This window comes from Xenophilus azovorans DSM 13620, assembly GCF_000745855.1.
Classification (GTDB): Bacteria; Pseudomonadota; Gammaproteobacteria; order Burkholderiales; family Burkholderiaceae_C; genus Xenophilus; species Xenophilus azovorans.
This window is the reverse complement of the sequence record NZ_JQKD01000024.1, coordinates 22,827-44,341: the sequence shown is the minus strand read 5'-3', so window position 1 is coordinate 44,341 and position 21,515 is coordinate 22,827. Positions and strand designations below refer to the sequence as shown.

The 21,515-nt window shown below is 71.8% G+C and carries 21 protein-coding genes and 1 pseudogene; 11 read left to right on the top strand and 11 right to left on the bottom strand.

The annotated features are described in order from the left end of the window. Positions 1 to 9: 9 nt before the first annotated feature. Positions 10 to 1,121, bottom strand: a pseudogene (locus Q392_RS14725) (amidohydrolase family protein). 201 nt (positions 1,122 to 1,322) lie between these two features. Next, positions 1,323 to 1,763 carry an HIT family protein gene (locus Q392_RS14720; protein ID WP_038209088.1) on the bottom strand — a complete coding sequence of 147 codons (441 nt, stop codon included), beginning with the start codon at positions 1,761 to 1,763 and terminating at the stop codon, positions 1,323 to 1,325. A gap of 117 nt (positions 1,764 to 1,880) precedes the next feature. On the opposite strand from Q392_RS14720, the gene Q392_RS14715 reads away from it, so the two are divergent. Then, positions 1,881 to 2,510 carry a hypothetical protein gene (locus Q392_RS14715; RefSeq protein ID WP_038209085.1) on the top strand — a complete coding sequence of 210 codons (630 nt, stop codon included), beginning with the start codon at positions 1,881 to 1,883 and terminating at the stop codon, positions 2,508 to 2,510. A 100-nt stretch (positions 2,511 to 2,610) separates the two neighbouring features. On the opposite strand, the gene upp is transcribed toward Q392_RS14715, so the two are convergent. From upp to Q392_RS14680, 7 genes are all read right to left on the bottom strand, one after another. Continuing rightward, entirely contained in the window at positions 2,611 to 3,240 is a 630-nt protein-coding gene (gene upp / locus Q392_RS14710; RefSeq protein WP_038209082.1) for a uracil phosphoribosyltransferase, read from the bottom strand. A gap of 154 nt (positions 3,241 to 3,394) precedes the next feature. Then, positions 3,395 to 4,801 carry a URC4/urg3 family protein gene (locus tag Q392_RS14705; RefSeq protein WP_084217075.1) on the bottom strand — a complete coding sequence of 469 codons (1,407 nt, stop codon included), beginning with the start codon at positions 4,799 to 4,801 and terminating at the stop codon, positions 3,395 to 3,397. After that, positions 4,798 to 6,114, bottom strand: coding sequence for a GTP cyclohydrolase II (locus Q392_RS14700; RefSeq protein WP_038209079.1), 1,317 nt, complete (start codon positions 6,112 to 6,114; stop codon positions 4,798 to 4,800). Before Q392_RS14700 ends, Q392_RS14705 begins: the two co-directional genes overlap by 4 nt. A gap of 76 nt (positions 6,115 to 6,190) precedes the next feature. Beyond that, positions 6,191 to 6,646 (bottom strand): DoxX family protein, encoded by a 456-nt coding sequence (locus Q392_RS14695; protein ID WP_038209071.1) that lies wholly within the window; start codon positions 6,644 to 6,646, stop codon positions 6,191 to 6,193. Continuing rightward, positions 6,643 to 7,410 (bottom strand): HvfC/BufC N-terminal domain-containing protein, encoded by a 768-nt coding sequence (locus Q392_RS14690; protein ID WP_038209069.1) that lies wholly within the window; start codon positions 7,408 to 7,410, stop codon positions 6,643 to 6,645. The genes Q392_RS14695 and Q392_RS14690 overlap by 4 nt, the downstream gene beginning before the upstream one ends. Then, entirely contained in the window at positions 7,407 to 8,252 is an 846-nt protein-coding gene (bufB, locus tag Q392_RS14685) for an MNIO family bufferin maturase (RefSeq protein WP_038209066.1), read from the bottom strand. Before bufB ends, Q392_RS14690 begins: the two co-directional genes overlap by 4 nt. Positions 8,253 to 8,429: 177 nt before the next feature. Next, positions 8,430 to 8,723 (bottom strand): BufA1 family periplasmic bufferin-type metallophore, encoded by a 294-nt coding sequence (locus tag Q392_RS14680; RefSeq protein WP_038209050.1) that lies wholly within the window; start codon positions 8,721 to 8,723, stop codon positions 8,430 to 8,432. A gap of 154 nt (positions 8,724 to 8,877) precedes the next feature. Between Q392_RS14680 and Q392_RS14675 the strand changes: the two genes are divergently transcribed. After that, complete coding sequence (locus Q392_RS14675; protein WP_038209036.1) at positions 8,878 to 9,465, top strand: sigma-70 family RNA polymerase sigma factor; 588 nt, start codon at positions 8,878 to 8,880, stop codon at positions 9,463 to 9,465. Beyond that, positions 9,462 to 10,103, top strand: a complete 642-nt coding sequence (locus tag Q392_RS14670) for an NrsF family protein (RefSeq protein ID WP_038209034.1) — start codon at positions 9,462 to 9,464, stop codon at positions 10,101 to 10,103. The genes Q392_RS14675 and Q392_RS14670 overlap by 4 nt, the downstream gene beginning before the upstream one ends. A gap of 15 nt (positions 10,104 to 10,118) precedes the next feature. Here Q392_RS14670 and Q392_RS14665 read toward each other — a convergent pair whose 3' ends face one another. Beyond that, positions 10,119 to 10,898: an IclR family transcriptional regulator domain-containing protein gene (locus Q392_RS14665; protein ID WP_038209032.1), complete on the bottom strand. Its 780-nt coding sequence runs from the start codon at positions 10,896 to 10,898 to the stop codon at positions 10,119 to 10,121. A gap of 145 nt (positions 10,899 to 11,043) precedes the next feature. On the opposite strand from Q392_RS14665, the gene Q392_RS14660 reads away from it, so the two are divergent. Both Q392_RS14660 and Q392_RS14655 read left to right on the top strand, forming a co-directional pair. Next, on the top strand, positions 11,044 to 12,012 hold the full coding sequence (locus Q392_RS14660; protein WP_038209029.1) for a Bug family tripartite tricarboxylate transporter substrate binding protein: 969 nt from the start codon (positions 11,044 to 11,046) through the stop codon (positions 12,010 to 12,012). A 19-nt stretch (positions 12,013 to 12,031) separates the two neighbouring features. Further along, positions 12,032 to 13,225: an FAD-dependent monooxygenase gene (locus Q392_RS14655; protein ID WP_038209026.1), complete on the top strand. Its 1,194-nt coding sequence runs from the start codon at positions 12,032 to 12,034 to the stop codon at positions 13,223 to 13,225. 11 nt (positions 13,226 to 13,236) lie between these two features. Here Q392_RS14655 and Q392_RS14650 read toward each other — a convergent pair whose 3' ends face one another. Next, positions 13,237 to 14,751 (bottom strand): helicase HerA-like domain-containing protein, encoded by a 1,515-nt coding sequence (locus tag Q392_RS14650; RefSeq protein WP_038209013.1) that lies wholly within the window; start codon positions 14,749 to 14,751, stop codon positions 13,237 to 13,239. A 99-nt stretch (positions 14,752 to 14,850) separates the two neighbouring features. Between Q392_RS14650 and Q392_RS14645 the strand changes: the two genes are divergently transcribed. The 6 genes from Q392_RS14645 to Q392_RS14620 are packed head-to-tail and all read left to right on the top strand — an operon-like array spanning position 14,851 to position 21,512. Continuing rightward, the gene (locus Q392_RS14645; protein WP_038209010.1) at positions 14,851 to 15,141 is read left to right on the top strand and encodes a phosphopantetheine-binding protein; all 291 of its coding nucleotides are present in this window, start codon (positions 14,851 to 14,853) and stop codon (positions 15,139 to 15,141) included. Positions 15,142 to 15,151: 10 nt separating this feature from the next. Next, on the top strand, positions 15,152 to 15,799 hold the full coding sequence (locus tag Q392_RS14640; protein ID WP_038209005.1) for a COG4648 family protein: 648 nt from the start codon (positions 15,152 to 15,154) through the stop codon (positions 15,797 to 15,799). Beyond that, complete coding sequence (locus tag Q392_RS14635) at positions 15,796 to 17,511, top strand: ApeI family dehydratase (RefSeq protein WP_245610720.1); 1,716 nt, start codon at positions 15,796 to 15,798, stop codon at positions 17,509 to 17,511. The genes Q392_RS14640 and Q392_RS14635 overlap by 4 nt, the downstream gene beginning before the upstream one ends. Further along, on the top strand, positions 17,508 to 18,485 hold the full coding sequence (locus Q392_RS14630; protein WP_038208999.1) for a lysophospholipid acyltransferase family protein: 978 nt from the start codon (positions 17,508 to 17,510) through the stop codon (positions 18,483 to 18,485). The genes Q392_RS14635 and Q392_RS14630 overlap by 4 nt, the downstream gene beginning before the upstream one ends. Further along, complete coding sequence (locus Q392_RS14625) at positions 18,463 to 19,053, top strand: outer membrane lipoprotein carrier protein LolA (protein WP_245610719.1); 591 nt, start codon at positions 18,463 to 18,465, stop codon at positions 19,051 to 19,053. The genes Q392_RS14630 and Q392_RS14625 overlap by 23 nt, the downstream gene beginning before the upstream one ends. Next, positions 19,050 to 21,512, top strand: coding sequence for an MMPL family transporter (locus Q392_RS14620; RefSeq protein ID WP_038208994.1), 2,463 nt, complete (start codon positions 19,050 to 19,052; stop codon positions 21,510 to 21,512). Before Q392_RS14625 ends, Q392_RS14620 begins: the two co-directional genes overlap by 4 nt. Positions 21,513 to 21,515: the final 3 nt, after the last annotated feature.

Here is a 21,515-nt window from a genome sequence, read left to right as displayed (position 1 = left end):
GCCCCGTCTTCAGTGGCTGCCGGCGCGCGCCGGCATGAAGTCCACCTGCGCGGGCCGGCCGTCGAGGTGCAGCGCGCCGGTGGCCGGCGGCGTCTCGGCCAGCAGCCTGCCGCGGCGGAACACCTTCAGCCGCGCGGCGCGCAGGCGGATGGCCTCCACCGGATCGCGCGCCTGCAGCAGCACGAAGCTCGCATCGCAGCCGGGCGCCAGGCCGTAGCCCTGCAGGTGCATCAGCTTCGCGGCGTTCGTCGTCACGGCCTCGAAGCACTGCCGGATGCCGGCCTGGCTGGTCATCTGCGCCACGTGCACGCCCATGTGCGCCACTTCCAGCATGTCGCCCGAGCCGAGGCCGTACCACGGGTCCATCACGCAGTCGTGGCCGAAGGCGACGTTCACGCCGCTGTCCATCAGCTCCGGCACGCGCGTCATGCCGCGCCGCTTCGGGTAGCTGTCGTGGCGGCCCTGCAGCGTGATGTTGATGAGCGGGTTGGCGATCACCGACACGCCGCTCTCGGCGATCAGCGGCAGCAGCTTGCTTGCGTAGTAGTTGTCCATGCTGTGCATGGAGGTGCAGTGCGAGCCGGTGACGCGGCCTTGCAGGCCCAGCCGCTGCGCCTCGAAGGCCAGCGTCTCGATGTGGCGCGACAGCGGGTCGTCCGACTCGTCGCAGTGCATGTCCACCGGCAGGCCGCGCCCGGCCGCGATCTCGCACAGGATGCGCACGCTCTCGGCGCCCTCGGCCATGGTGCGCTCGAAGTGCGGGATGCCGCCGACCACGTGCACGCCCTTGTCCAGCGCGCGCTTGAGGTTCTCCACGCCTCCGGGCGCGCGCAGCACGCCATCCTGCGGGAAGGCGACGAGCTGCAGGTCGAGGTACGGCGCGACGCGGCGCTGGACCTCGAGCAGCGCGTCGACGGCCAGCAGGCGCGGGTCGCTGGTGTCCACGTGCGATCGGATGGCCAGCAGGCCTTTGGCCACCGCCCAGTCGCAGTACGCCAGGGCCCGCTCGATCAGCGCCTCGGCCGTCAGCAGCGGCTTGAGCTCGCCCACAGCGCGATGCCTTCGAGCAGCGTGCCGCTGCGGTTGACGCGCGGCAGGCCGTGGCTGAGCGTCGCGTCCATGTGGAAGTGCGGGTCGCAGAACGGGGGCGACACGAGCAGGCCCTGTGCGTCCAGCGTCTGGTGCGCGGGCGCCGAAAAGCCTTCGGCGACGTCGACGATGCGGCCGTCCTGCACGGCGATGGACATGTCCGTGCGCCCGTCGGGCAGGGTGGCGCGGGTGACGAGCAGATCGAGCATGGCGCGATGCGGCCGGGCGTCCCGTCAGGCCAGCGCCGCGCGCAGCCGCTCGGCGTAGCCCTGCAGCACCTCGGCCGGCGGCTCCTTGCGCGGCCAGCTCAGCGCGATGCCGTCGCCGGCATGGCGCGGCACCACGTGCATGTGGAAGTGGAAGACCGTCTGGTCGCCCTCGCGGCCGTTGGCCTGCAGCAGGGTCAGGCCGGGCGGATCGAACACCGCCTGCACCGCGCGCGCCACGCGCTGCGCCGTCTGCATCACGGCGGCCGCCTCCTCGGGCGTGATGTCCAGCAGCGTGGCGCCGTGGCGGCGCGTGGCCACCAGCACATGGCCGGGATTGACCTGGCCGATGTCCATGAAGGCCACGGTCAGCGCGTCCTCGTGCACCTTGGCGGCGGGGATCTGCCCTGCGACCAGGCGGCAGAAGATGCATTGGCCGGGCGGCGAGGTGTCGACGAACATGGGCATGGCGGCGCTCTCCTGGCGGTGATGGTAGTGCGGACCGGGCCCAATCCGCACTTAAAGCGTGCGGAATGGGCCCGTGGCTAGGATCGCGCGCTTTGTCCAAGGCAAGGAGGTGCCGCGATGGCCCTGGCGATGGCCCCGCGCCCGTGGTGGGCGGGGTGGGGCATGACGGAACTGCGCATCGACGTCGGCCGCGGCGAGGAGCGCATCGACCGCGAACTGGAGGTGCTGCATCGGCGGCTCAAGCGCCCCGGCGATGCGCTGCACGGCATCGCCAGCGTGCCGATGGACGACCCGCGCTTCGTGATCCATCACCGCGAGGCCGACGGCGAGTTCTACCTGTACGTGGAGGACATGCGGCGCGGGCGGCTGGCCGGCACCACCGTGTTCAACCGCCTGATCGAGCTGGACCGGCGCGCCGACCGCTACCTGCGTGCGCCGCACTCGCAGTACGCCCCGGCCTACCGGCGCCGCGGCCTGGCCACGGCGATCTACCGCTGGGGGCTGGAGGCGGGGCTGTGCCTGATCACCGGCGCGCGCCAGTCGCCGGCGGCGCATGCGCTGTGGGGCAGGCTGGCGCGGCACTACCCGCTGCATCACGTCGACCTGCGCGACAAGCGCCTCGCCTGGCTGGGCACGCAGGTGTCGCCCGAGACGCTGGGCGCGCTGCACACCCGCATGCTGCTGCTGGGGCGCGGGTGGACGCTGCAGGCGCTGGCAGACGCCACCGGCATGCGGCTGCCCGATTGAGTGCCCCCAGGGCCGGGCTGCGCCCAGCCCGCCCCCCGCGGGGGGCAAGAAAACTTGGGGCGGCCCGGCGTTTTCTTGAGAGCCGCGGCCCGCGCCTGCGCTACTTGGTGCCGAAGATCCGGTCGCCCGCGTCGCCCAGGCCGGGCAGGATGTAGCCGTGGTCGTTGAGCTGCCGGTCGATGGCGGCGGTGTAGATCGGCACGTCGGGGTGCGCGTCCTGCATCGTCCTGATGCCCTCGGGGCAGGTGAGCAGGCACACGAACTTGATGGACTTCGGGTTCAGCTCCTTGAGCCGTTCCACCGCGGCGGCGGCCGAGTTGCCGGTGGCCAGCATCGGGTCGACCACCACCACGTCGCGCTCGTGCATGTCGCCGGGCATCTTGAAGTAGTACTCCACGGCCGTCAGCGTCTTCGGGTCGCGGTACAGGCCGATGTGGCCCACGCGCGCGCCCGGCACCACGCTGAGCATGCCGTCGAGGATGCCGGTGCCCGCGCGCAGGATGGAGACGAACACCAGCTTCTTGCCGTCGATGACCTTGCCGGTGGTGGTCTCCAGCGGCGTCTCGATCTCGATCTCCTGCATGGGCACGTCGCGCGTGACCTCGTAGGCCATCAGGGTGGACAGCTCGTTGAGCAGCCGCCGGAAGCTGTTGGTGGAGGCGTCCTTGCGGCGCATCAGCGTCAGCTTGTGCTGCACGAGGGGGTGGTCGATGAGGTGGACGTTGCGCATGGTTCTTGTATTCAACAGACAACTGGAAAAAACAGATGGCCGCGGAGCGGGCCGTTCGGGAACACGCGCGGAACCGGCTTTGCCGGGCCGCTGCGTGTGCCCCCTGAAGGGGGTTGGCGAAGCGACACGAAGTGCGCGAAGACTGGGGGTGACATCAGAACACCGTCCCGTCGCTGGCGATCCGCAGGGGTGGGGCGCCGCCGCGCAGGCGCTGCGCCAGGGCGCGGCCCGCGGCCCAGGTGCCGCCCTCGAGCACGCAGGCCAGCGGCATGTCGGCCTCGTCGCGCCGCAGGTTCTTGCGCACCAGCGGCGCCAGTTCGTCCAGCAGCGCCACGGTCAGCGCGCGCCATTCGACGATGAACTCGTCGCTCACCTTCCAGGTGCGCTCCAGCAGGGCCGGGTCGCGGGGCGCCAGCACGCCGGTGTCGAGCAGCAGGCCGCCGTTGCGGTATTCGGGCAGGGCCGTGAGCCTGCCGACGCCCAGCACCTGCACGCCGGCCCACTCGAAGGGCTCGATCAGCGAGTAGGTGAGCCACTGCGAGAGCTTGTGGAAGGGCATCCAGCCGTTGGTCAGGCCCGGGCCCCGCACTGCGCTGTGGCGCCAGCAGTCGCCCAGCGCCAGCGCCGGGTCGCCGGGGCCGGGCAGCAGGTCGCTGCCGTCGGCCGCGATGCTGTCGACCCGGTTGCCGGAGGGCCAGATCGACGAGAGCGAGGCCAGCACCTGCGCCAGGATGTCGTCGGCCTGGATGTCGGCGGTGGGGGGAATGGCCGCGCCCTCGGGGGCGACCAGCATGTCGAACAGCCCGCCGGGCCGCTGCACCTCGGTGCCGAACACCTCCGGCTGCTCGGCCATCACCTCGCCCAGCCGCCGCAGCAGCGTGACGCGGCCGGCCAGGCCGACCAGCGGATTGGCGTCGTGCACCTGGAAGGCCTCGCCCAGCCGGTCGCCGACCAGGGCCTTCAGGCCGGCGGCGTCCGCCTGCAGCGGCCGGTCGGGGTCGGACGAGAACAGCCCGCCGGTGAAGGCGTGGAAGCTGGCGACGGCCAGGCCCTCGGAGCGCGTAAGGCGCTGCCCGCTGGCGCTCTCGGTGTAGTGCCAGTCGGGGCCGGCCCCGGCGTCGAGCAGCACGCTCACCACCACCAGGTCGATGTGCGCCTTGACCCGTTCGCGGGGCGCGGCGCCTTCGAGCAGGCGGTTGAGCTCGGCCACGCGATCGACGCCGCCGGCCTCGAAGTGGCGCCACCGGCTGTGGTACGGGATGGGCCCCCAGGCATAGCGGTTGTGCGTGGTCTCGGACACTTCGCGCGCCGCATCTTCCAGCCGGTCGTGATTGCCGACGATGAACCACTGCGACTCGCCGCGGCGTGCGCGGGCGAGCAGCGCCGCCGCGCGGCTGCGGATGGCATCGGTGGTGCGCAGGTAGTCGGCCGCCGCCACGGGGTCGTCGGCGTCGGGCACGAACTCCAGCGCCGGATCGACCTGGCCGTCCGCGCCGGCGCCGCGCACGGCCGCGTTGCGGGTGGGCTGATCGGGGTCGAGCCCGTAGTTGTCCTTGGTCATTCGTTCAGCCCCCGGCCCTTGGCCTTGCGCAGTTCCTCGGCATCGGGCACCGCGCCGGGCGTGAAGTAGCCCGCGGCCATCTTGGCGTCGATCTCCACCCGTGCGTCGGCCGGGATCAGTTCGTCGGGGATGTTGATGCGCTCGCCCACCTCGATGCCGGCGCCGGTGATGGCGTCGTACTTCATGTTGCTCATCGAGACGAGGCGGTGGATCTTCCGGATGCCCAGCCAGTGGAAGACGTCGGGCATCAGCTCCTGGAAGCGCATGTCCTGCACGCCGGCCACGCATTCGGTGCGGGCGAAGTACTGGTCGGCCGTGTCGCCGCCGAGCTGGCGCTTGCGCGCGTTGTAGACGAGGAATTTCGTCACCTCGCCCAGCGCCCGGCCTTCCTTGCGCGAGTAGGCGACCAGGCCGACGCCGCCGCGCTGCGCACCGGCGATGCATTCCTCGATGGCGTGCGTGAGGTAGGGGCGGCAGGTGCAGATGTCGGAGCCGAAGACGTCGGAGCCGTTGCACTCGTCGTGGATGCGGGCGGTGAGTTCCACCGACGGGTCGGCCAGGTCGCGCGGCTGGCCGAAGATGTAGAGCGTCTGCCCGCCGATGGGCGGCAGGAACACCTCCAGGTCGGAGCGCGTGACCAGCTCCGGGTACATGCCGCCGGTTTCCTCGAACAGCACGCGGCGCAGGTCGGTCTCGGAGCAGCCGAAGCGCTGCGCCACGCCGGGCAGCCACCACACGGGCTCCAACGCGACCTTGGTGACGACCGCCGCGCCGCCGGGCGTGAGGAACTTGCCGTCGGCCTTCAGGCGGCCCTTGTGCAGCGCGTCGATCACCTCGGGCAGGATCACGTGCGCCTTGGTCACGGCGATGGTCGGGCGGATGTCGTAGCCGGCGGCCAGCTCGGCCGCGAAGACCTCGGACACCACGGCGCCCCACGGGTCGAGCGAGACGATCCGGCCCGGTTCGCTCCATTGCGGGTAGGGGCCGATGACGTCCGTGGGCGCGGTGTTGGTCAGGTCGGCCTTGTGCTCGCGCTTGAGGGCGCCGGCCGCCACCGCCAGCGCGCGGTACACGCTGTAGCTGCCGCTGTGCGTGCCGATCACGTTGCGGTGCGCGCGCCGGGTGGTGGTGCCGACGATGGGCCCGCGCTCGGCGGCGGTGGGTGCGCCCCAGCGCAGGGGGAGGGCGCCCAGCCCGCCGCTGTGCGATGTCAGGCGGATGTGGCGCGAGGGGCTGGAGATTGGATCGGAAGAAGCGGGGAGGACGGGTGTGACAGGGGAGGTGGATGCGCTCGTTGTGCTGTCGACGGACATGGCAGGCCCTCAAAAAATGCAATGTAGCGAGCACCGTGCCAGCTTGCAAGGAAGGCGGGACCGGCCCGCCCGCGCGTCAGGGAATGCGCCAGAGCCGGTCGAGCGACAGCCGCCCGCCGCCGCGCCCGGCGAGGTACAGCAGCAGGCCGGCCCACGACAGGTGCGTGGGCCACGCATCCGGATAGACGAAGACCTGGATCACCAGCGTCATGCCCAGCAGCGCGAGCGCGGACAGGCGCGTGAACAGGCCGAGCACCAGCAGCAGCGGGAAGAGGTGCTCTGCGTAGGCCGCCAGGTGGGCGGCGATCTCCGGCGGCACCAGGGGCAGCCGGTACTCGCTGCGGAACAGCTCGACCGCGCCATCGCTGACGTGCAGCCAGCCGTCGACCTTGGTGCGGCCGGAGCGCCAGAAGATGGCGGCGATGGCGATGCGGTCGACCAGCGCGAGCAGGTCGTGCGGGAGCAGGGCGCCGAGGCGGGCGGTCAGATGGCCCCAGGGGCCGGCGGGGGCGGTGTGGGCGGCGTTCGTCATGGCGTGGCGTGCGGGTTGGGGGTGGTGAAGGCGCCTGCCTGCAGCAACTGGGCGAGGAGGGCGGCAACGTCGGCAGCGGGATGGCGGGCGAGCACGTCCACCGCGGCATCGCCCAGCGTGGCGCCGCGCCGGCAGGCGTCCAGGAAGCCGCAGCCGGCGGCGTCGAGCGGCTGCCAGGTCACGGCCTGCGTCGGCCGCAGCAGCAGGGTGCCTTCGCCTCGCCACGGCAGGTCGGGCAGGGCGGCCAGGGCCTGCGCGTCGCCGCTGCGGTTGGCCGACCAGATGCCGTGGATGGGCGCGCCGTCGAACCAGTGCCAGCGCGCGGCCGGGTGCGGCGGCAGGCGCAGCGCCTGCAGGTCCTCGGGCGCGATGCGGGCCAGCGCGGCCGGCTGGAGCACGGGCGCGTCGGCCGCCGCATGCGATTCGGTCCACAGCCGGTCCAGCATCGCCACGGCCGGCAGCCAGGGCAGGCCGGCGGCCGGCGCGAAGCCCGCGAGGAAGGTCGGGAACGCCCTGCCGTAGTGCACCAGGCGCGCATCGTCGGGCGGCGTGGCGCTCGCATGGCGGGCGGCCGCGGCGCGGAACCAGTCGCGCCCGACCAGCCGCACGACCGCGGGGAAGTTCGCTTCCAGCGCGTCGATGCAGCCCTTGCGCACGGTGTTGCGGTAGATGGCGAAGCCGGGCTGCGCGGCAAGCGCATGCTGCTCCGGCGCATCGGCCCACAGGGCGGCGAGGAAGTCGCGCTCGAAGGTGCCGGTGTTCATGCGGGCACCGCTGCGGCCTGGGCCGCGATCGAGGCCGCGCGATCGCGCTCGGCCATCAGTTCGCCGAAGGGCGGCAGCCTGTCGTCGCGCTCGATCAGCGTCGGCCTTGGCCCAGCCCGCTCGACGAAGCGGCGGTACAGCGCCCACACGGCCTCGGCCACCGGCGCATCGTGCGAGTCGACGAGCAGCGCTTCGCCATGGACCGGGTCCGGCGTGTGGCCGGCGAGATGGATTTCCGCCACCGCCTGCGCGGGAAAGCGGTCGAGATAGTCCCCGGCGTCGAAGCCGAGGTTGCGCGCGGACACATGGACGTTGTTGATGTCCAGCAGCAGGGCGCAGCCGCTGCGCCGCGCCAGCTCGCGCAGGAAGCCGGCCTCGTCCCATGCGTGCGGCAGGCGCAGGTAGTGCGACGGGTTCTCGATCGCCACCTGCCGGCCCAGCGCGTTCTGCACGGCGTCGAGGCGGTCCGCCAGCCGATGCAGCAGCGCGTCGCTGCGCGGGGCGGGCAGCAGGTCGGGCAGGTAGCGCCCGCCGGCGCGCGACCAGGCCAGGTGCTCCGACACCAGCGCCGGCTCGAAGCGGCGCACCAGCGCGGCCAGCCGGCGCAGGTGCCCGGCATCGGGCTCCTCCTCGCCGGCGAGCGAGAGCGAGACGCCGTGCAGCGACAGCGGATGCCGCGCGCGCATCGCTTCCAGCCAGGCGAGCCGGGGGCCGCCGTCCACCATGTAGTTCTCCGGGTGCACCTCGAACCAGAGGCCGGGCGCGCGCGCCGCGAGCGCCGCGTCGAAGTGTTCGGGCTTGAGGCCCAGGCCGACGGATATCGGAGCGCCGATGATTTTCATGAGATGCCTCGATCCAGGTCGCGGATGGTGTCTTCGCGCCCCGCGATGCCACTCGAAAGGCCGCGGAGCAGGCCATGCGGGGACACCCGCGGAACCGGCTTGGCCGGGCCGCTGGGTGTGCCCCCTTGCAGGGGGTTGCCGGAGCGGAACGCAGTCCGCGCAGGCTGGGGGCGGTCTTTACGACTTCAGGGGCATGAGCGAGCCCATGCCCTTGGGCGTCTTGATGCTGGTGCAGGTGCCGGCGGGCACGTTCTTCCAGGCGTTGCCCTGGTAGTCCGTCTTCGAGGTGCCGGCGCAGGTGGTGCCGGGGCCGGCGGCGCAGTCGTTCTTGCCGGCCATCGCCACGCCGTAGCACTTCTCCATCTTCGCCATGTTGTCGGCCGTGGGCTTGTTCTCCTGCGCGAGGGCGACGCCGCTGGCCAGGGCGGCGAAGGCGAGGGCGGTGGCGGTGGTCAAAGTGCGGTTCGTCATGAGTGGACTCCTTGAAACGTTGAAAGGTTGAGCGGAAAGAACCTGCCGGCCGGCGCGGTCGTCCTGAGTTCTGCCGGCGCGATGCGGCGGTTACAGCGCCGTGCACAATCCGCGCAGAAATTCATTCCGGCGGCGGCTGTAACCGCCCGGACCCATGGAACGAACAACGAGAACAACGCCTTTCCGTGCGGCCGAGGTCGAGGCCGAGCTGCACGCGCTGTTCGTGCGCGGCCTCGACGGCGACGGCGAGGCGTACCGGCGCTTCCTGCAGCGGCTGTCGGGCCATCTGCGGGCCTTCGTCGCGCGGCGGCTGTTCGGGTGGCCCGATGAAGTGGAAGACCTCGTCCAGGAATGCCTGCTCGCCATGCACAACCAGCGCCACACCTACCAGCGCGACCAGCCGCTCACGGCCTGGGTGCATGCGATCGCGCGCTACAAGGTGATCGACCTGCTGCGCGCCAAGTCGGCGCGCGAGGCGCTGCACGATCCGCTGGACGACGAGACGGCGGTGTTCGCCGAATCGGCCACGGAGGCCAGCGACGCGCGGCGCGATGTGCAGGCGCTCCTCGCGCAACTGCCCGACCGGCACCGCCTGCCGATCGTGCACGTGAAGCTGGAGGGGCTGTCGGTGGCCGAGACGGCGAAGCTCACCGGCATGTCGGAATCGGCCGTCAAGGTGGGCATCCACCGCGGCCTGAAGGCGCTGGCGGCAAAGATGCGCAGCGGGGGGAGCAAAGCATGAAGACCGACGATCTTGCCGACCTGCTGGCGGCGCAGGTCGCGCCCGCGCCGCGGCGCGCCGCGAGCCGGCGACTCGGGCTGGCGCTGGCCCTGGGCCTGCCGGCGGCCGCGGCCATCATGCTGGTGGACTACGGCGTCCGCCGCGACCTGGTGCAGGCGATGCTCTGGCCCATGTTCTGGGTGAAGCTGCTGTTCCCGGCCTGCATCGGCATCGCCGGCTACGTGATGGTGCAGCGCCTGGCGCACCCCGGCGTGCGCGTGCGGCGGGCCTGGCTGGGCGCGGCGCTGCCGGTGCTGGCGGTCTGGGTGCTGGCGGCCGTCGGCTGGTGGCGCATGCCCGACGAGGCGCGCATGCCGGCGCTGATGGGGCAGACCTGGCGCACCTGTGTGTGGAGCATCGGGCTGATGGCGCTGCCGGTGTTCGTGGCCGTCCTGGCGGCGCTGCGCACGCTGGCGCCGACCCGGCCCGCGGCCGCCGGCGCCGCGGCGGGCGCGCTGGCGGGCGGCGCCGGCGCCGCCGTCTATGCCCTGCATTGCCCCGAGCTGACGGCGCCCTTCCTGGCGGTCTGGTACGTGCTGGGCATCGCGCTGCCGGTTGTGATCGGCGCGCTCATCGGGCCGCGGCTGCTGCGCTGGTGAGAGACCCAGGCCGTCTCAATCGAAGGGGACGGTCGCGCCGAGTCGCCTGCCTGCCTCCCGGATGGCGCCGAGATGCGTTTCCTCGAACGCCTGCATCGTCATCCGCTCCGCCCGCACCGACAGGCTCACCGCGGCGACGGCCTCGCCCGCGGTGTTGTGGACGGGCACCGCGATCGAGCGGACGCCCAGTTCCAGCTCTTCGTTGCATTCCGCCCAGCCCGTGATGCGGCAGCGGGTCACATGCGCCGTCACGGCCGCGATGGTCCGGGTGGTCTTCGGCGTCCATGGCTCCAGCGCCGTGCTCGCCAGGTAGTTCGTGACGTCCTCCATGGGCAGCGTGGAGAGCAGGGCCCGGCCCAGCGACGAGCAATAGGCCGGCAGCCGCGATCCGATGCCCAGGCCGGTCGACAGCGTTCGCCGCCCGGTGGAGCGGGCGATGATCAGCACGTCCTTGTCGAGGAGGATCCCCAGGGATGCCGACTGGCGCGTGCGTTCGGCCAGCAGGTCGAGAACGGGCTGCGCGAGCTGGGCGGCGGGGCGCGACGTCAGGTAGGGCCGCGCGAGCAGCAGGGTGCGGGGCGCCACCCAGAAGTGCTTGCCGTCGCCATGCAGGTAGTCGAGCGCCTGCAGCGTCATGAGCAGCCGGCGTGCCGTGGCCGGGGAGTAGCCCGTTAGGCGCGCGACCTCGGAGAGGTTCAGCCGGGGGTGCTTGCGGTCGAAGCACAGCAGGACCTTCAGCCCCTTGTCCAGCGAGGCGACGAAATCTCGGGAATGCGCTCGGTGCTCGTCGGGCATCGATCGATTATCGAAGGCCGCGGCTACGGCGCGGGCAGCCGTTTCTTGCGCAATGCGAAACATTGTCTTGCGTCAATCGGCACCCCTCTCGAGAATTTGCCGGATATCAACGCTTTGAAGAATTCGCGTCATCGGAATTTCAGAAATGATCAAGAGACGAAAAATCCTGGGTTTTGCCGGCCTGCTGGCCACGCCGCTCGTCGTGCGCGCCAATGACAGTGAATATCCGCGCATGCCCATCAATCTGGTCACGCCGCTCGCCTCGGGCGACGCCGCCGATACCGCGGCCCGCCTGATGGGTAACGAATTGGGGAAATTGCTGGGCGTGGCCGTCACGGTGTCGAACCGCCCGGGGGCCGGCGGGTCGCTGGGCACCCAATCGGTCATCCGCTCGCCCAAGGACGGCTACACCCTGCTCTATGCGCAGAACAGCCCGTTGACGATCCGGCGCGTGATCGACCCTGCGACGGCTGCCTACGACCCGCTGAAGGACCTGACGCCCCTGGCGCTGGCGACCCGGAGCCCCTCCATCCTGGTGGCGCGCAAGGATGCGCCGTTCAGGAACTTCAAGGAGCTGGTGGAGCAGGCGCGCAAGCAGCCCAACGCCATCCGCATCGGCAACGCGGGGCCGGGGTCCGCGGGCGACATCAGCGTGCGGCTGGTGAGCGCGGCCACGGGCACCGAGATGACCTCGGTGAACTACAAGGGTGCGGCACCGGCCGTGACCGACCTGATCGGCGGGCACATCGACGCCATCATCCTGGCGCTGGGCGCCGTGAGCGCGCACATGCGCAGCGGTACGCTGCACGGCCTGGCCATCTCGTCGAAATTCCCGGAATTCCCGGATGTCCCGACGCTGCGGCAATTGGGCTACAAGCACGATATCCAGGGGGTGTGGTTCGGGTTTTTCATGCCCGCGGATATTCCCGGGAACGTGCTGGACAAGGTACTCCCCGCGCTGGAAGAGACGGTGCGCAACCCGGCCATTGCCGCGCAGCTCCAGCCCATGGGCATCGTGCAGGAATGGGCGCCGGCAAATCAATTGGCCGAAGAAATTTCCAGGGAATACCAGGCCGTCAAGGATTTGCTGGGTTCCGAAAAAATCAAATCCTGATCCATCGAAAGAGCAATTCATGTCAGACCGTATTCACGTCGCCATCGTGGGCGGCGGCATCGGCGGCTTGGCCGCCGCCAACGCCTTGCTGCACCGCGGCATCGACGTTGCCGTGTACGAGCAGGCCAGCGCCCTGGGAGAAGTCGGCGCGGGCGTTTTCATCTACCCCAACAGCCTGCGGCAGCTCGAGCGGATGGGGCTGGGCGCAGCGCTGGCCGGTGTCGGCGCCAAGGTCGGCCCGGGGTCCGAGTACTACCGCATGGACGGCTCGGTGGTCGGCAAGATCCTGACCGCCGATTCGAGCGGCTGGAACGGCATGTACGGCATGCACCGCGCCGATCTGCTGCAGGTGCTGGCCGAGGCCGTGCCGTCCGCCGCGATCCACACCGGCCATCGATGCACCGGGTTCACGCAGGACGAGCAGGGCGCGCACCTGAGCTTCGCCAACGGCCACGTGGCCCATGCCGACGTCGTGATCGCGGCCGACGGGATCAACTCCGTCCTGCAGAAGCACGTGGTGGAGCCCTCGGCGCCCGAATACTCGGGCTTTCGCGCCTACCGGGGCCTGATTTCAGCCGACAGGCTGCCCCAGTGGCGGCGCGAGGCGCACCAGGTGTGGATGGGCGACGGCAAGCACTTCATGGTGTTTCCCGTGCGCCGCGGAGAGCTGCTGAACTACGTCGGCTTCGTTCCCACGGACAACGAAACGGTGGAGTCCTGGTCCGCGATCGGCGACCGGGACGAACTGGCGGCCTCGTTCGCCGGCTGGGATCCGCGCGTCACCGAGCTGCTGGACAAGGTCGAGACCTGCTTCTGGTGGGGCCTCTACGACCGCCAGCCGCTCGGCCGGTGGGTGAATGGACGGCTGGCGCTGCTCGGCGATGCGGCGCACCCGATGCTCCCCCACCTGGGCCAGGGTGCGAACCAGGCCGTCGAGGATGGCACCGCGCTCGCGGTGCTGCTGCAGGCCTGCGGCGGCAGCGAGGCGGCCGAAGAGGCACTGAAGGACTACGAAGCGCTCCGTCGCCCGCGCGCCTCGTTCGTGCAGGCCGAAGCCCGGAAGAACGGCCTGCGCTACGACTCCAAGTACAAGGACCTGGCGCAGCGCGACCGCGAGATCGCCAATTCCGCGCAGCTTCGCAAATCGCTCTACGACTTCGACATCGAGAAGGAAGCGATCGATTTCCGCAGCCGCCGCACGGCGCTCGCCTGAACAGCAGCGGTTCAGCGCTTCTTCGCGCCGAAGATGCCGCCCAGCACGCCGCGCAGGATCTCCCGGCCCACGTTGGTGCCCATGGTGCGCACGGCCGACTTGGCCATGGTCTGCACCAGGCCGTCCTTCTTGCCGCCGCGCGGGCCGGTGGTGCCGAACAGCAGGTCGTTGAGGAAGCTGCCTTCCTCCTGCGCCGTGCCGGCCTTGGCGGCGCCGCCGGCCGCGGGGGCATTGGGCGCGTCGGGTGCGCTGCCGGCGCGGCCCTTGAGCTTCTCGTAGGCCGATTCGCGGTCCACCGCCTTGTCGTAGACCCCGGCCACCAGGGAGCCGGCGAGCAGCTTCTGGCGCTGCTCGGGCGTGATGGGCCCGATCTGGCTGCCGGGCGGGATGACGTACACGCGCTCGGTCACGCCGGGCCGGCCTTTCTCGTCGAGCAGGCTCACCAGCGCCTCGCCCACGGCCAGCTCGGTGATGGCCTTCTCGATGTCCAGCCCCGGGTTCTGGCGCATGGTGGTGGCGGTGGCCTTCACCGCCTTCTGGTCGCGCGGCGTGAAGGCGCGCAGCGCGTGCTGCACGCGGTTGCCCAGCTGCGCCAGCACCGAGTCGGGGATGTCCAGCGGGTTCTGCGTCACGAAGTACACGCCCACGCCCTTGGAGCGCACCAGCCGCACCACCAACTCGATGCGCTCGACCAGCGCCTTGGGCGCGTCGTCGAACAGCAGGTGCGCCTCGTCGAAGAAGAAGACCAGCTTGGGCTTGTCGGGGTCGCCGATCTCGGGCAGCTGCTCGAACAGCTCCGACAGCATCCACAGCAGGAAGGTCGCGTACAGGCGCGGCGAGTTCATCAGCTTGTCGGCCGTCAGGATGTTGACCACGCCGCGGCCGTTCGCCGTCTGCATGAAGTCCTGGATGTTCAGCATCGGCTCGCCGAAGAACTTGTCGCCGCCCTGCGTCTCGATGGCCAGCAGGCCGCGCTGGATGGCGCCGATGCTGGCCGCGCTGATGTTGCCGTACCCGGTGGTGAACTGCTTGGCGTTGTCGCCCACGTACTGCAGCATGGCGCGCAGGTCCTTCAGGTCCAGCAGCAGCAGGCCGTTGTCGTCGGCGATCTTGAACACCAGGTTGAGCACGCCGGCCTGGGTCTCGTTCAGGTCGAGCATGCGGCCCAGCAGCAGCGGGCCCATGTCGGAGACGGTGGCGCGCACCGGGTGGCCCTGCTCGCCGAACACGTCCCACAGCGTCACGGGGCAGGCGACGGGCGCGGGCAGCTCGATGCCGCGCTCCTTCAGCGTGGCGGCCATCTTGCCGCCGATGCTGCCGGCCTGGCTGATGCCGGTGAGGTCGCCCTTGACGTCGGCCATGAACACCGGCACGCCGATGCCCGAAAGTTGCTCGGCCAGCGTCTGCAGGGAGACGGTCTTGCCGGTGCCGGTGGCGCCGGTGATCAGGCCGTGCCGGTTGGCCAGGCCGGGAAGGAGGAAGCACTCGGTCGAGTCGCGGCGTGCGAGCAGCAAGGGGTCTGCCATGGTGGGCTCCGGAGGGTCAGATGCGGGCAGTCTATCCAAGCCCGACTTCTATAATTTCCCGTTCACGTGTGAATTTCCTCAACGCTCCGGAGTCAACGAGTGTCCGCTAACGCCTCTTCTGCATCTTCCGCTCAGTCTCCGCTCGAAAGCGAGCTGGCTGCGGTGCTGGTGAACGCCCTGAACCTGGAGACCGCGCCGGAAGAGATCGATCCGACGGTGCCGCTGTACGGCGACGGCCTGGGCCTGGATTCCATCGACATCCTCGAGGTCGCGCTGGAGATCTCGCGCCGCTACGGCTTCCAGCTGCGCTCGGACGACGAGCGCAACAAGCAGATCTTCGAGTCGCTGCGCAGCCTGGCCGCCCACGTCGAGCAGAACCGCACCACCTGAGGGCAGCGAGATGCCGGCCTGGCGCCTGGCGCTCCTCCTGGCGGCGGGCGTCGCCTATGCGCTGCTGTCGCACTGGATGATGCTGTTCCACCCGGCCGCCCCCTGGGCCGTGCCGGTGCTGCTGGGCCCGCTGTGGCTGACGGCGCTGGGGCTGGCGGCGGCCCGCTTCGGGCGGGCCGGCGCCGCGCTGGTGCTCGTGGCGGGCGTGCTGTTCTTCGTCGCGGTGCTGCGCAGCGAGGCCATCGGGCCCGAGCGGCTGTACCTGTTCCAGCACGTGGGCATCAATGCGCTGCTGTGCGGCTGGTTCGGCAGCACGCTGCGGCCGGGGCGCCTGTCGCTCATCGGGCAGTTCGCGCAGCGCATCCACCCGCTGTCGCCGGGGCACCGCGCCTACACCGCATCGCTCACCCGCGTCTGGACGGTGTACTTCGCGGTCGTGGCGGTGCTGTCCGTGGCGGTGTATGCGGGCCTGTCCTTTGCGGCCTGGTCGCTCTATTCCAACCTCATCACGCCCATCGGGGTGGGGGTGCTGTTCGTCGGCGAGTACCTGCTGCGCTACCGGCTGCATCCCGAATTCGAGCGCACGCGGCTGATCGACGCCGTGCGCGCCTTCTACGCCAACGCCGACGAGGCCTCCGCGGGCACGCGCCCGCCATGAACGCGATGAACGATCCGGCATCCCCGCCCGGCCTGCCGCTGCTGGCCGGCCGCGACCCCGATGCGCCGCTGGCCTGGCACCGCGGGCGCGCGATCAGCGCCCGCGCCTTCCTGGCCGATGTGCGGCGCCAGGCGCAGCGGCTGCCGCCGGCCGGCCCCGCCATCAACCTGTGCGGCGAGCGCTACGCCTTCGCCGTGTGCCTGGGCGCTGCGCTGCTGCGCGGGCACGCCAGCCTGCTGCCGCCCGACGCGCGGGCCGAGACGCTGGCGCGCCTCGTCGAAACGCATCCCGGCGCCTTCGTGCTCACCGACCATCCCGCGATGGACACGCCCGGCCTGCCGCAGGTGCCCGTCGAATGGACCGGCCTGGACGACGGCGGCGACGCCGAGGCGCCGCGCTTCGACGGCGCCCGGCACGCGGTGAGCCTGCTCACTTCCGGCTCCACCGGCGTGCCCCAGCCCCATGCCAAGCGCTGGGACACGCTGGTCGGCGACGTCGAGGCCGCCGTGCCGCGGCTGTGCAGCCTGCTGGGCCTCGATTCGCTCGCGGGGCTGAACCTGGTGGCCACGGTGCCGGTGCAGCACAGCTACGGCATCGAATCGACGGTGCTGCTGGCGATGCAGGGCGGGGCGGCCTTCGACAGCGGCCGGCCCTTCTATCCGGCCGACATCGTGCAGGCGCTGGCCTCGGTGCCCCGGCCGCGCGCGCTGGTGACCACGCCCTTCCACCTGAAGACGCTGCTGAACGCCGGCATCGCGCTGCCGCCCACCGAGTTGATCCTGTCGGCGACCGCGCCGCTGTCGCCCCAGCTCGCGACGCAGGCCGAGCAGGCGCTGGGCGGGCAGCTCATCGAGATCTACGGCAGTACCGAGTCCGGCCAGGTCGCCACGCGGCGCACCACCGTGAGCGAGGTGTGGGAGACCTTCGGTGCGATCGAGGTCCATGCGCGCACCGGCGAGGACGGCCAGGAGCGCTTCGTCTTCGACGGCGACTTCATCCCTGCGCCCACGCCGATGGCTGACGTGCTGGAACTGATCGACCCGCAGCGCTTCCGCCTGCTCGGGCGCGCCAACGACCTGATCCACGTGGCCGGGCGGCGCAGCTCGCTCGGGCACCTGAACTATCACCTCAACAGCATCCCCGGGGTGCAGGACGGCGCCTTCTGGCTGCCCGACGACGTGGCCGACGGCGTGGTGCGCACGGTCGCCTTCGTGGTCGCGCCCGAGCTGCCGGCGCAGGACATCGTGGCGGCGCTGCGCGAGCGGATCGAGGCCGTCTTCCTGCCGCGCAAGGTGGTGCACGTGGACGCGCTGCCGCGCGAGGGCACGGGCAAGCTCACCGTGCGCGCGCTGCGCGAGTTCGCGCTGGCGCAGTTCGCCGTCGACGGCGCGGCCGTGCGGCTCACGCACGAGGTGCCGGAAGACCACCCCTGCTTCGCCGGCCACTTCCCCGGCCAGCCGCTGCTGCCCGGCGCGCTGCTGCTGGCCGAGTTGCAGGAGGCGATGCGCGGCGTGCCCGCGCTGCGCGCGCGCCTGGGCGACACGCCCACGCTGGCGGCGGCGAAGTTCCTGGCGCCGGTGCGCCCCGGCGCGAGCCTGGTGTTCGAGCTGACGCCGGAGGAGGGCGCCGCGCGCGGCGTGCGCTTCGACGTGCGCATGGGCGATGCGCTGGCGGCGACGGGGCGCTGGCTGCCGGGGGACACCGGGTCATGAGCGTGCTCGGCAAGGACGCGGCCCCGGCCGCGGACTGGGCCCGGGCACCCGAGCGCAGCAACCTCGCCGCCCTGCGCTTCATCTGCTGGGTGGCGCTGCGCCTGGGCCGGCCGGCGGCGCGGTGGCTGCTGCATCCGATCACGCTGTACTTCCTGCTGTTCTCGCCGGTGCAGCGCCGCAACGCCCGCCGCTACCTCGACTGCGCGCTCGGCCGTCCCGCCCAATGGGCCGACGGCTACCGGCTGCTGCACGCCTTCGCCTCCACCGTGCTGGACCGCGTCTACTTCCTGCGCGGCCGGCTCGACCTGTTCGACGTGCGCATCGAGGGCATGGAGGTGGTCGAGGACGAGCTGCGCAGCGGCCGGGGCGCCTTCCTCATCGGCGCGCACGTCGGCAGCTTCGAGGCCCTGTCGGCCTGCCGCCAGCGGGGCTCGGGCGATCTGGACCTGCGACTGGCGATGCTCATGTTCCCGGACAACGCGCGGCGCATCAACGCCGTGCTCGACGCCATCGCGCTGCCGGCCTTCAAGCCCGAGGTGATCGCGCTCGGCCGGCCGGGCACCATGCTGGAGCTGCGCGACTGGCTGGACGCCGGCCGCATGGCCGGCATGCTGGGCGACCGCACGCTGCCGCCGCAGGAGGCCGACGCCGGCCGCGGCGCCACGGTGCGCTTGCCCTTCCTGGGCCGGCCCGCGCCCTTCAGCGACGGGCCGTTCCGCCTGGCGGCGCTACTGCGGCGCAAGGTGCTGTTCATGGCCGGCGTCTACCTCGGCGGCAACCGCTACCAGGTGGTGTTCGAGCCGCTGGCCGACTTCTCCGCGCGCATCGCCGACCCGGCCCTGCGGGAACAGCGCATCCGCGAAGCCCTCGAAGCCTACGTGCGGCGGCTGGAGCTGCTGTGCCGCACGCATCCCTGCAACTGGTTCAACTTCCATGATTTCTGGCTGGACGATGAGACTGCTTCCCCGGATTGAACGCCGCCTGCTGGCCGCGGCCCTGCTGCTGGCCGCCTGCACCGCGCCCGCCTGGGCCTTCGGCGTGGACGAATTGATGGCGCTGCTGGCCCGGCAGCAGAAAGGCGAGGCGCGCTTCACCGAGCAGCGCTACGTGCGCGGGGTCGACGGCCCGCTGCAGTCGGCCGGCGTGCTCAGCTTCGAGGCGCCCGACAAGCTGGTGCGCCGCACCCTCAGCCCGCGGCCGGACTCGATGTCGGTGGAGGGCAACCAGCTCGTGATGCAGCGCGGCGGGCGCACCCGCACCACCACGCTGGACAGCATGCCCGAGGTGATGGGCATGATCGAGGCCATGCGCGGCACCCTGATGGGCAACGCACCGCAGCTGCAGCGCTACTTCCGCACGAAGCTCTCGGGCGACGAGAAGGCCTGGGCGCTGGACCTCGACCCGATCGACCCGGCCCTGGCTGCGCAGGTGCGCAGCCTGCGCATCAGCGGCCGCGGCGGCGAGGTGCTGGGCGTGGAGATGGAGTTCATCGGCGGCGACCGCTCCGTCATGACCATCGTGCCCGGGCGCGGCACGCCGTGAGCCAGGCCGGCGCCCGCCCGCGGCACGGCGCGCTGGCGCTCGTGCTGTGGCTGCTGCTGGTGGCGGCCGGCATCGGCGTCATCGCGCGCTCGCACTTCAGCGCCGACCTGTCGGCCTTCCTGCCCGCCAGCCCCGATGCCAAGCAGCGCCTGCTGATCGAGCAGCTGCAAAGCGGCATCGCCTCGCGCACCCTGTTCATCGGCATCGAGGGCGGCGCCGACGCGGCCGACCGCGCGAAGGTGTCGCGCGAGATGGGCCGGCTGCTGCGCGCCGGCGGCCTGTTCGACCAGGTGCAGAACGGCGACCACAGCGACTTCCGCGAGGCCGGCACCTGGGTCTTCGACCACCGCTACCAGCTCTCGCCCGCGGTCACGCCCGATCACTTCAGCGCCGCGGGCCTGCGCGACGCCGTGCTCGACACGCTGTCGCTGCTGGGCACGCCGGCCGGCAACGCCTTCAAGCCGCTGCTGGAGCGCGACCCCACCGGCGAATCGGCCCGCATCGCCGAGGCGCTGATCCCCGCCACCGCGCCGAAGAGCGAGGAGGGCGTGTGGGCGGCGCGCGATGCGCCGCGCGCCGTCATGCTGGCCAGCACCCATGCGGCCGGCAGCGACCTCGACGCGCAGGCCGAGGCCATCGCCGCCGTGCAGCGGGCCTTCGGCGAGGCGGCCGCGGCCGCGCGCGGGCAGGGCGCGCAGGCGCCGCGCCTGCTGATGAGCGGCACGGCCGTGTTCTCGGTGCAAAGCCGCGAGAGCATCAAGGCCGAGGCGATCCACCTGGCCGTGGTCGGCGCCATCGTGATGAGCGGCCTGCTGCTGCTGGCCTTCGCCTCGCTGCGCGCGCTGGTGCTGGCGCTGCTGCCGGTGGCCACCGGCGTGGTCGGCGGCACCGCCGCCGTCAGCCTCGTGTTCGGCAACGTGCACGGGCTGACGATGGGCTTCGGCAGCACGCTGATCGGCGAGACGGTGGACTACGCCATCTACTACCTGATCCAGGCCCGCGCGATGGCGCAGGAGGCTGCGGGCGACGCGCTGCGCCGGGCCGCCCCAGGCAGCGCGGCCCCCCTCGGGGGGCGGGCCGGGCAAAGCCCGGACCTGGGGGCACAAGAGCCCGGTTGGCGGCGCTGGCGCGACGTGCACTGGCCGACGGTGCGGCTGGGCCTGCTCACCTCCGTGTGCGGGTTCGCGGCGCTGGTGTTCTCGGGCTTCCCGGGCCTGGCGCAACTGGGCGTGTTTTCCATTGCCGGCCTCGTCGTGGCGGCGCTGGCCACGCGCTTCGTGCTGCCGGTGCTGGCGCCGCAGGGCGCCACCGGCCGGGGGCTGCGGCGCTTCATGGCGCAGACGGCGGGCGCCATCGTGCACACGCTGCCGCGCCTGCGCTGGCCGCTGGCGGCCCTGGGCCTGGCGGCGGCTGCGCTGGTGCTGTGGCAGGGCGGCTACCTGTGGCGCGCCACGCTCAGCGCCATGAGCCCGGTGCCCAAGGCGGCGCAGCAGCTGGACGAGCGCCTGCGCGCCGACATCGGCGCCAGCGAGGGTGCGACGCTGGTGGTGGCCTACGGCGCCGACGTCGAGACGGCGCTGCGCCACGCCGAGGCCGCCGGCGAGCGGCTGGACCCGCTGCTGGAGGACGGCACGCTGGCCGGCTACGACACCGTCTCCCGCTTCCTGCCCAGCCGCGAGGCCCAGGCGCGGCGCCTCGCGTCGCTGCCCGATGCCGATGCCTTGCGCGCGCGGCTGGCCGAGGCCCTGGCGGACGTGCCTCTCAAGCCCGAACGCCTGGCGCCTTTCGTCGCCGCCGTCGAGACGGCGCGCACGCAGCCGCCGCTGGAATTGAAGGACGTGGCCGCCAGCCCGCTCGGCCCCATCGCCAACGCGCTGCTGTTCGAGCGCCCGGGCGGCGGCTGGGCCGCGATGATCTCGCTGCATGCCGGCCCGAAGTTCGCGCACGCGAAGGTGGCGGCGGCGCTGTCAGGCCTGCCCGACGTGACCGTGGCCGACGTCGGCGACGAACTGGGCGACCTGTACGGCCGCTACCTGCACGAGGCCTTCGTGCAGGTGGCGCTGGGCGCGCTGGCGGTGGTCGTGCTGCTGGGCCTGTGGCTGCGTTCGGGCCGGCGCCTGTTCGCCGTGTGCCTGCCGCTGGCGGCGGCGGTGGTGCTCACCCTGGGCGCCATGGCCGCGATGGACATGGCGCTGTCGATCCTGCACCTGGTCGGCCTGCTGCTGGTGGTGGCGGTGGGCTCCAACTACGCGCTCTTCTTCGACCAGTTGCGCGAGACCGGCCACGCCGACGAGGACACCCTCGCCTCGCTGATGCTGGCCAATCTGACGACGGTGGTGTCCTTCACCCTGATCGCCATCTCCGCGATCCCCTCGCTCTCGTCCATCGGCCAGGTGGTGGCGCCGGGCGCGCTGCTGGCGCTGCTGCTGTCGGCGGCCTTCGCGCGGGCGAGGGCGTAGAGA

Bases quoted from the DNA above. Each gene is read 5' to 3' on its own strand.
- Q392_RS14720 (WP_038209088.1), bottom strand. From the start codon at position 1,763: ATGCCCATGTTCGTCGACACCTCGCCGCCCGGCCAATGCATCTTCTGC.
- Q392_RS14715 (WP_038209085.1), top strand. From the start codon at position 1,881: ATGGCCCTGGCGATGGCCCCGCGCCCGTGGTGGGCGGGGTGGGGCATG.
- upp (WP_038209082.1), bottom strand. From the start codon at position 3,240: ATGCGCAACGTCCACCTCATCGACCACCCCCTCGTGCAGCACAAGCTG.
- Q392_RS14705 (WP_084217075.1), bottom strand. From the start codon at position 4,801: ATGACCAAGGACAACTACGGGCTCGACCCCGATCAGCCCACCCGCAAC.
- Q392_RS14700 (WP_038209079.1), bottom strand. From the start codon at position 6,114: ATGTCCGTCGACAGCACAACGAGCGCATCCACCTCCCCTGTCACACCC.
- Q392_RS14695 (WP_038209071.1), bottom strand. From the start codon at position 6,646: ATGACGAACGCCGCCCACACCGCCCCCGCCGGCCCCTGGGGCCATCTG.
- Q392_RS14690 (WP_038209069.1), bottom strand. From the start codon at position 7,410: ATGAACACCGGCACCTTCGAGCGCGACTTCCTCGCCGCCCTGTGGGCC.
- bufB (WP_038209066.1), bottom strand. From the start codon at position 8,252: ATGAAAATCATCGGCGCTCCGATATCCGTCGGCCTGGGCCTCAAGCCC.
- Q392_RS14680 (WP_038209050.1), bottom strand. From the start codon at position 8,723: ATGACGAACCGCACTTTGACCACCGCCACCGCCCTCGCCTTCGCCGCC.
- Q392_RS14675 (WP_038209036.1), top strand. From the start codon at position 8,878: ATGGAACGAACAACGAGAACAACGCCTTTCCGTGCGGCCGAGGTCGAG.
- Q392_RS14670 (WP_038209034.1), top strand. From the start codon at position 9,462: ATGAAGACCGACGATCTTGCCGACCTGCTGGCGGCGCAGGTCGCGCCC.
- Q392_RS14665 (WP_038209032.1), bottom strand. From the start codon at position 10,898: ATGCCCGACGAGCACCGAGCGCATTCCCGAGATTTCGTCGCCTCGCTG.
- Q392_RS14660 (WP_038209029.1), top strand. From the start codon at position 11,044: ATGATCAAGAGACGAAAAATCCTGGGTTTTGCCGGCCTGCTGGCCACG.
- Q392_RS14655 (WP_038209026.1), top strand. From the start codon at position 12,032: ATGTCAGACCGTATTCACGTCGCCATCGTGGGCGGCGGCATCGGCGGC.
- Q392_RS14650 (WP_038209013.1), bottom strand. From the start codon at position 14,751: ATGGCAGACCCCTTGCTGCTCGCACGCCGCGACTCGACCGAGTGCTTC.
- Q392_RS14640 (WP_038209005.1), top strand. From the start codon at position 15,152: ATGCCGGCCTGGCGCCTGGCGCTCCTCCTGGCGGCGGGCGTCGCCTAT.
- Q392_RS14635 (WP_245610720.1), top strand. From the start codon at position 15,796: ATGAACGCGATGAACGATCCGGCATCCCCGCCCGGCCTGCCGCTGCTG.
- Q392_RS14630 (WP_038208999.1), top strand. From the start codon at position 17,508: ATGAGCGTGCTCGGCAAGGACGCGGCCCCGGCCGCGGACTGGGCCCGG.
- Q392_RS14625 (WP_245610719.1), top strand. From the start codon at position 18,463: ATGAGACTGCTTCCCCGGATTGAACGCCGCCTGCTGGCCGCGGCCCTG.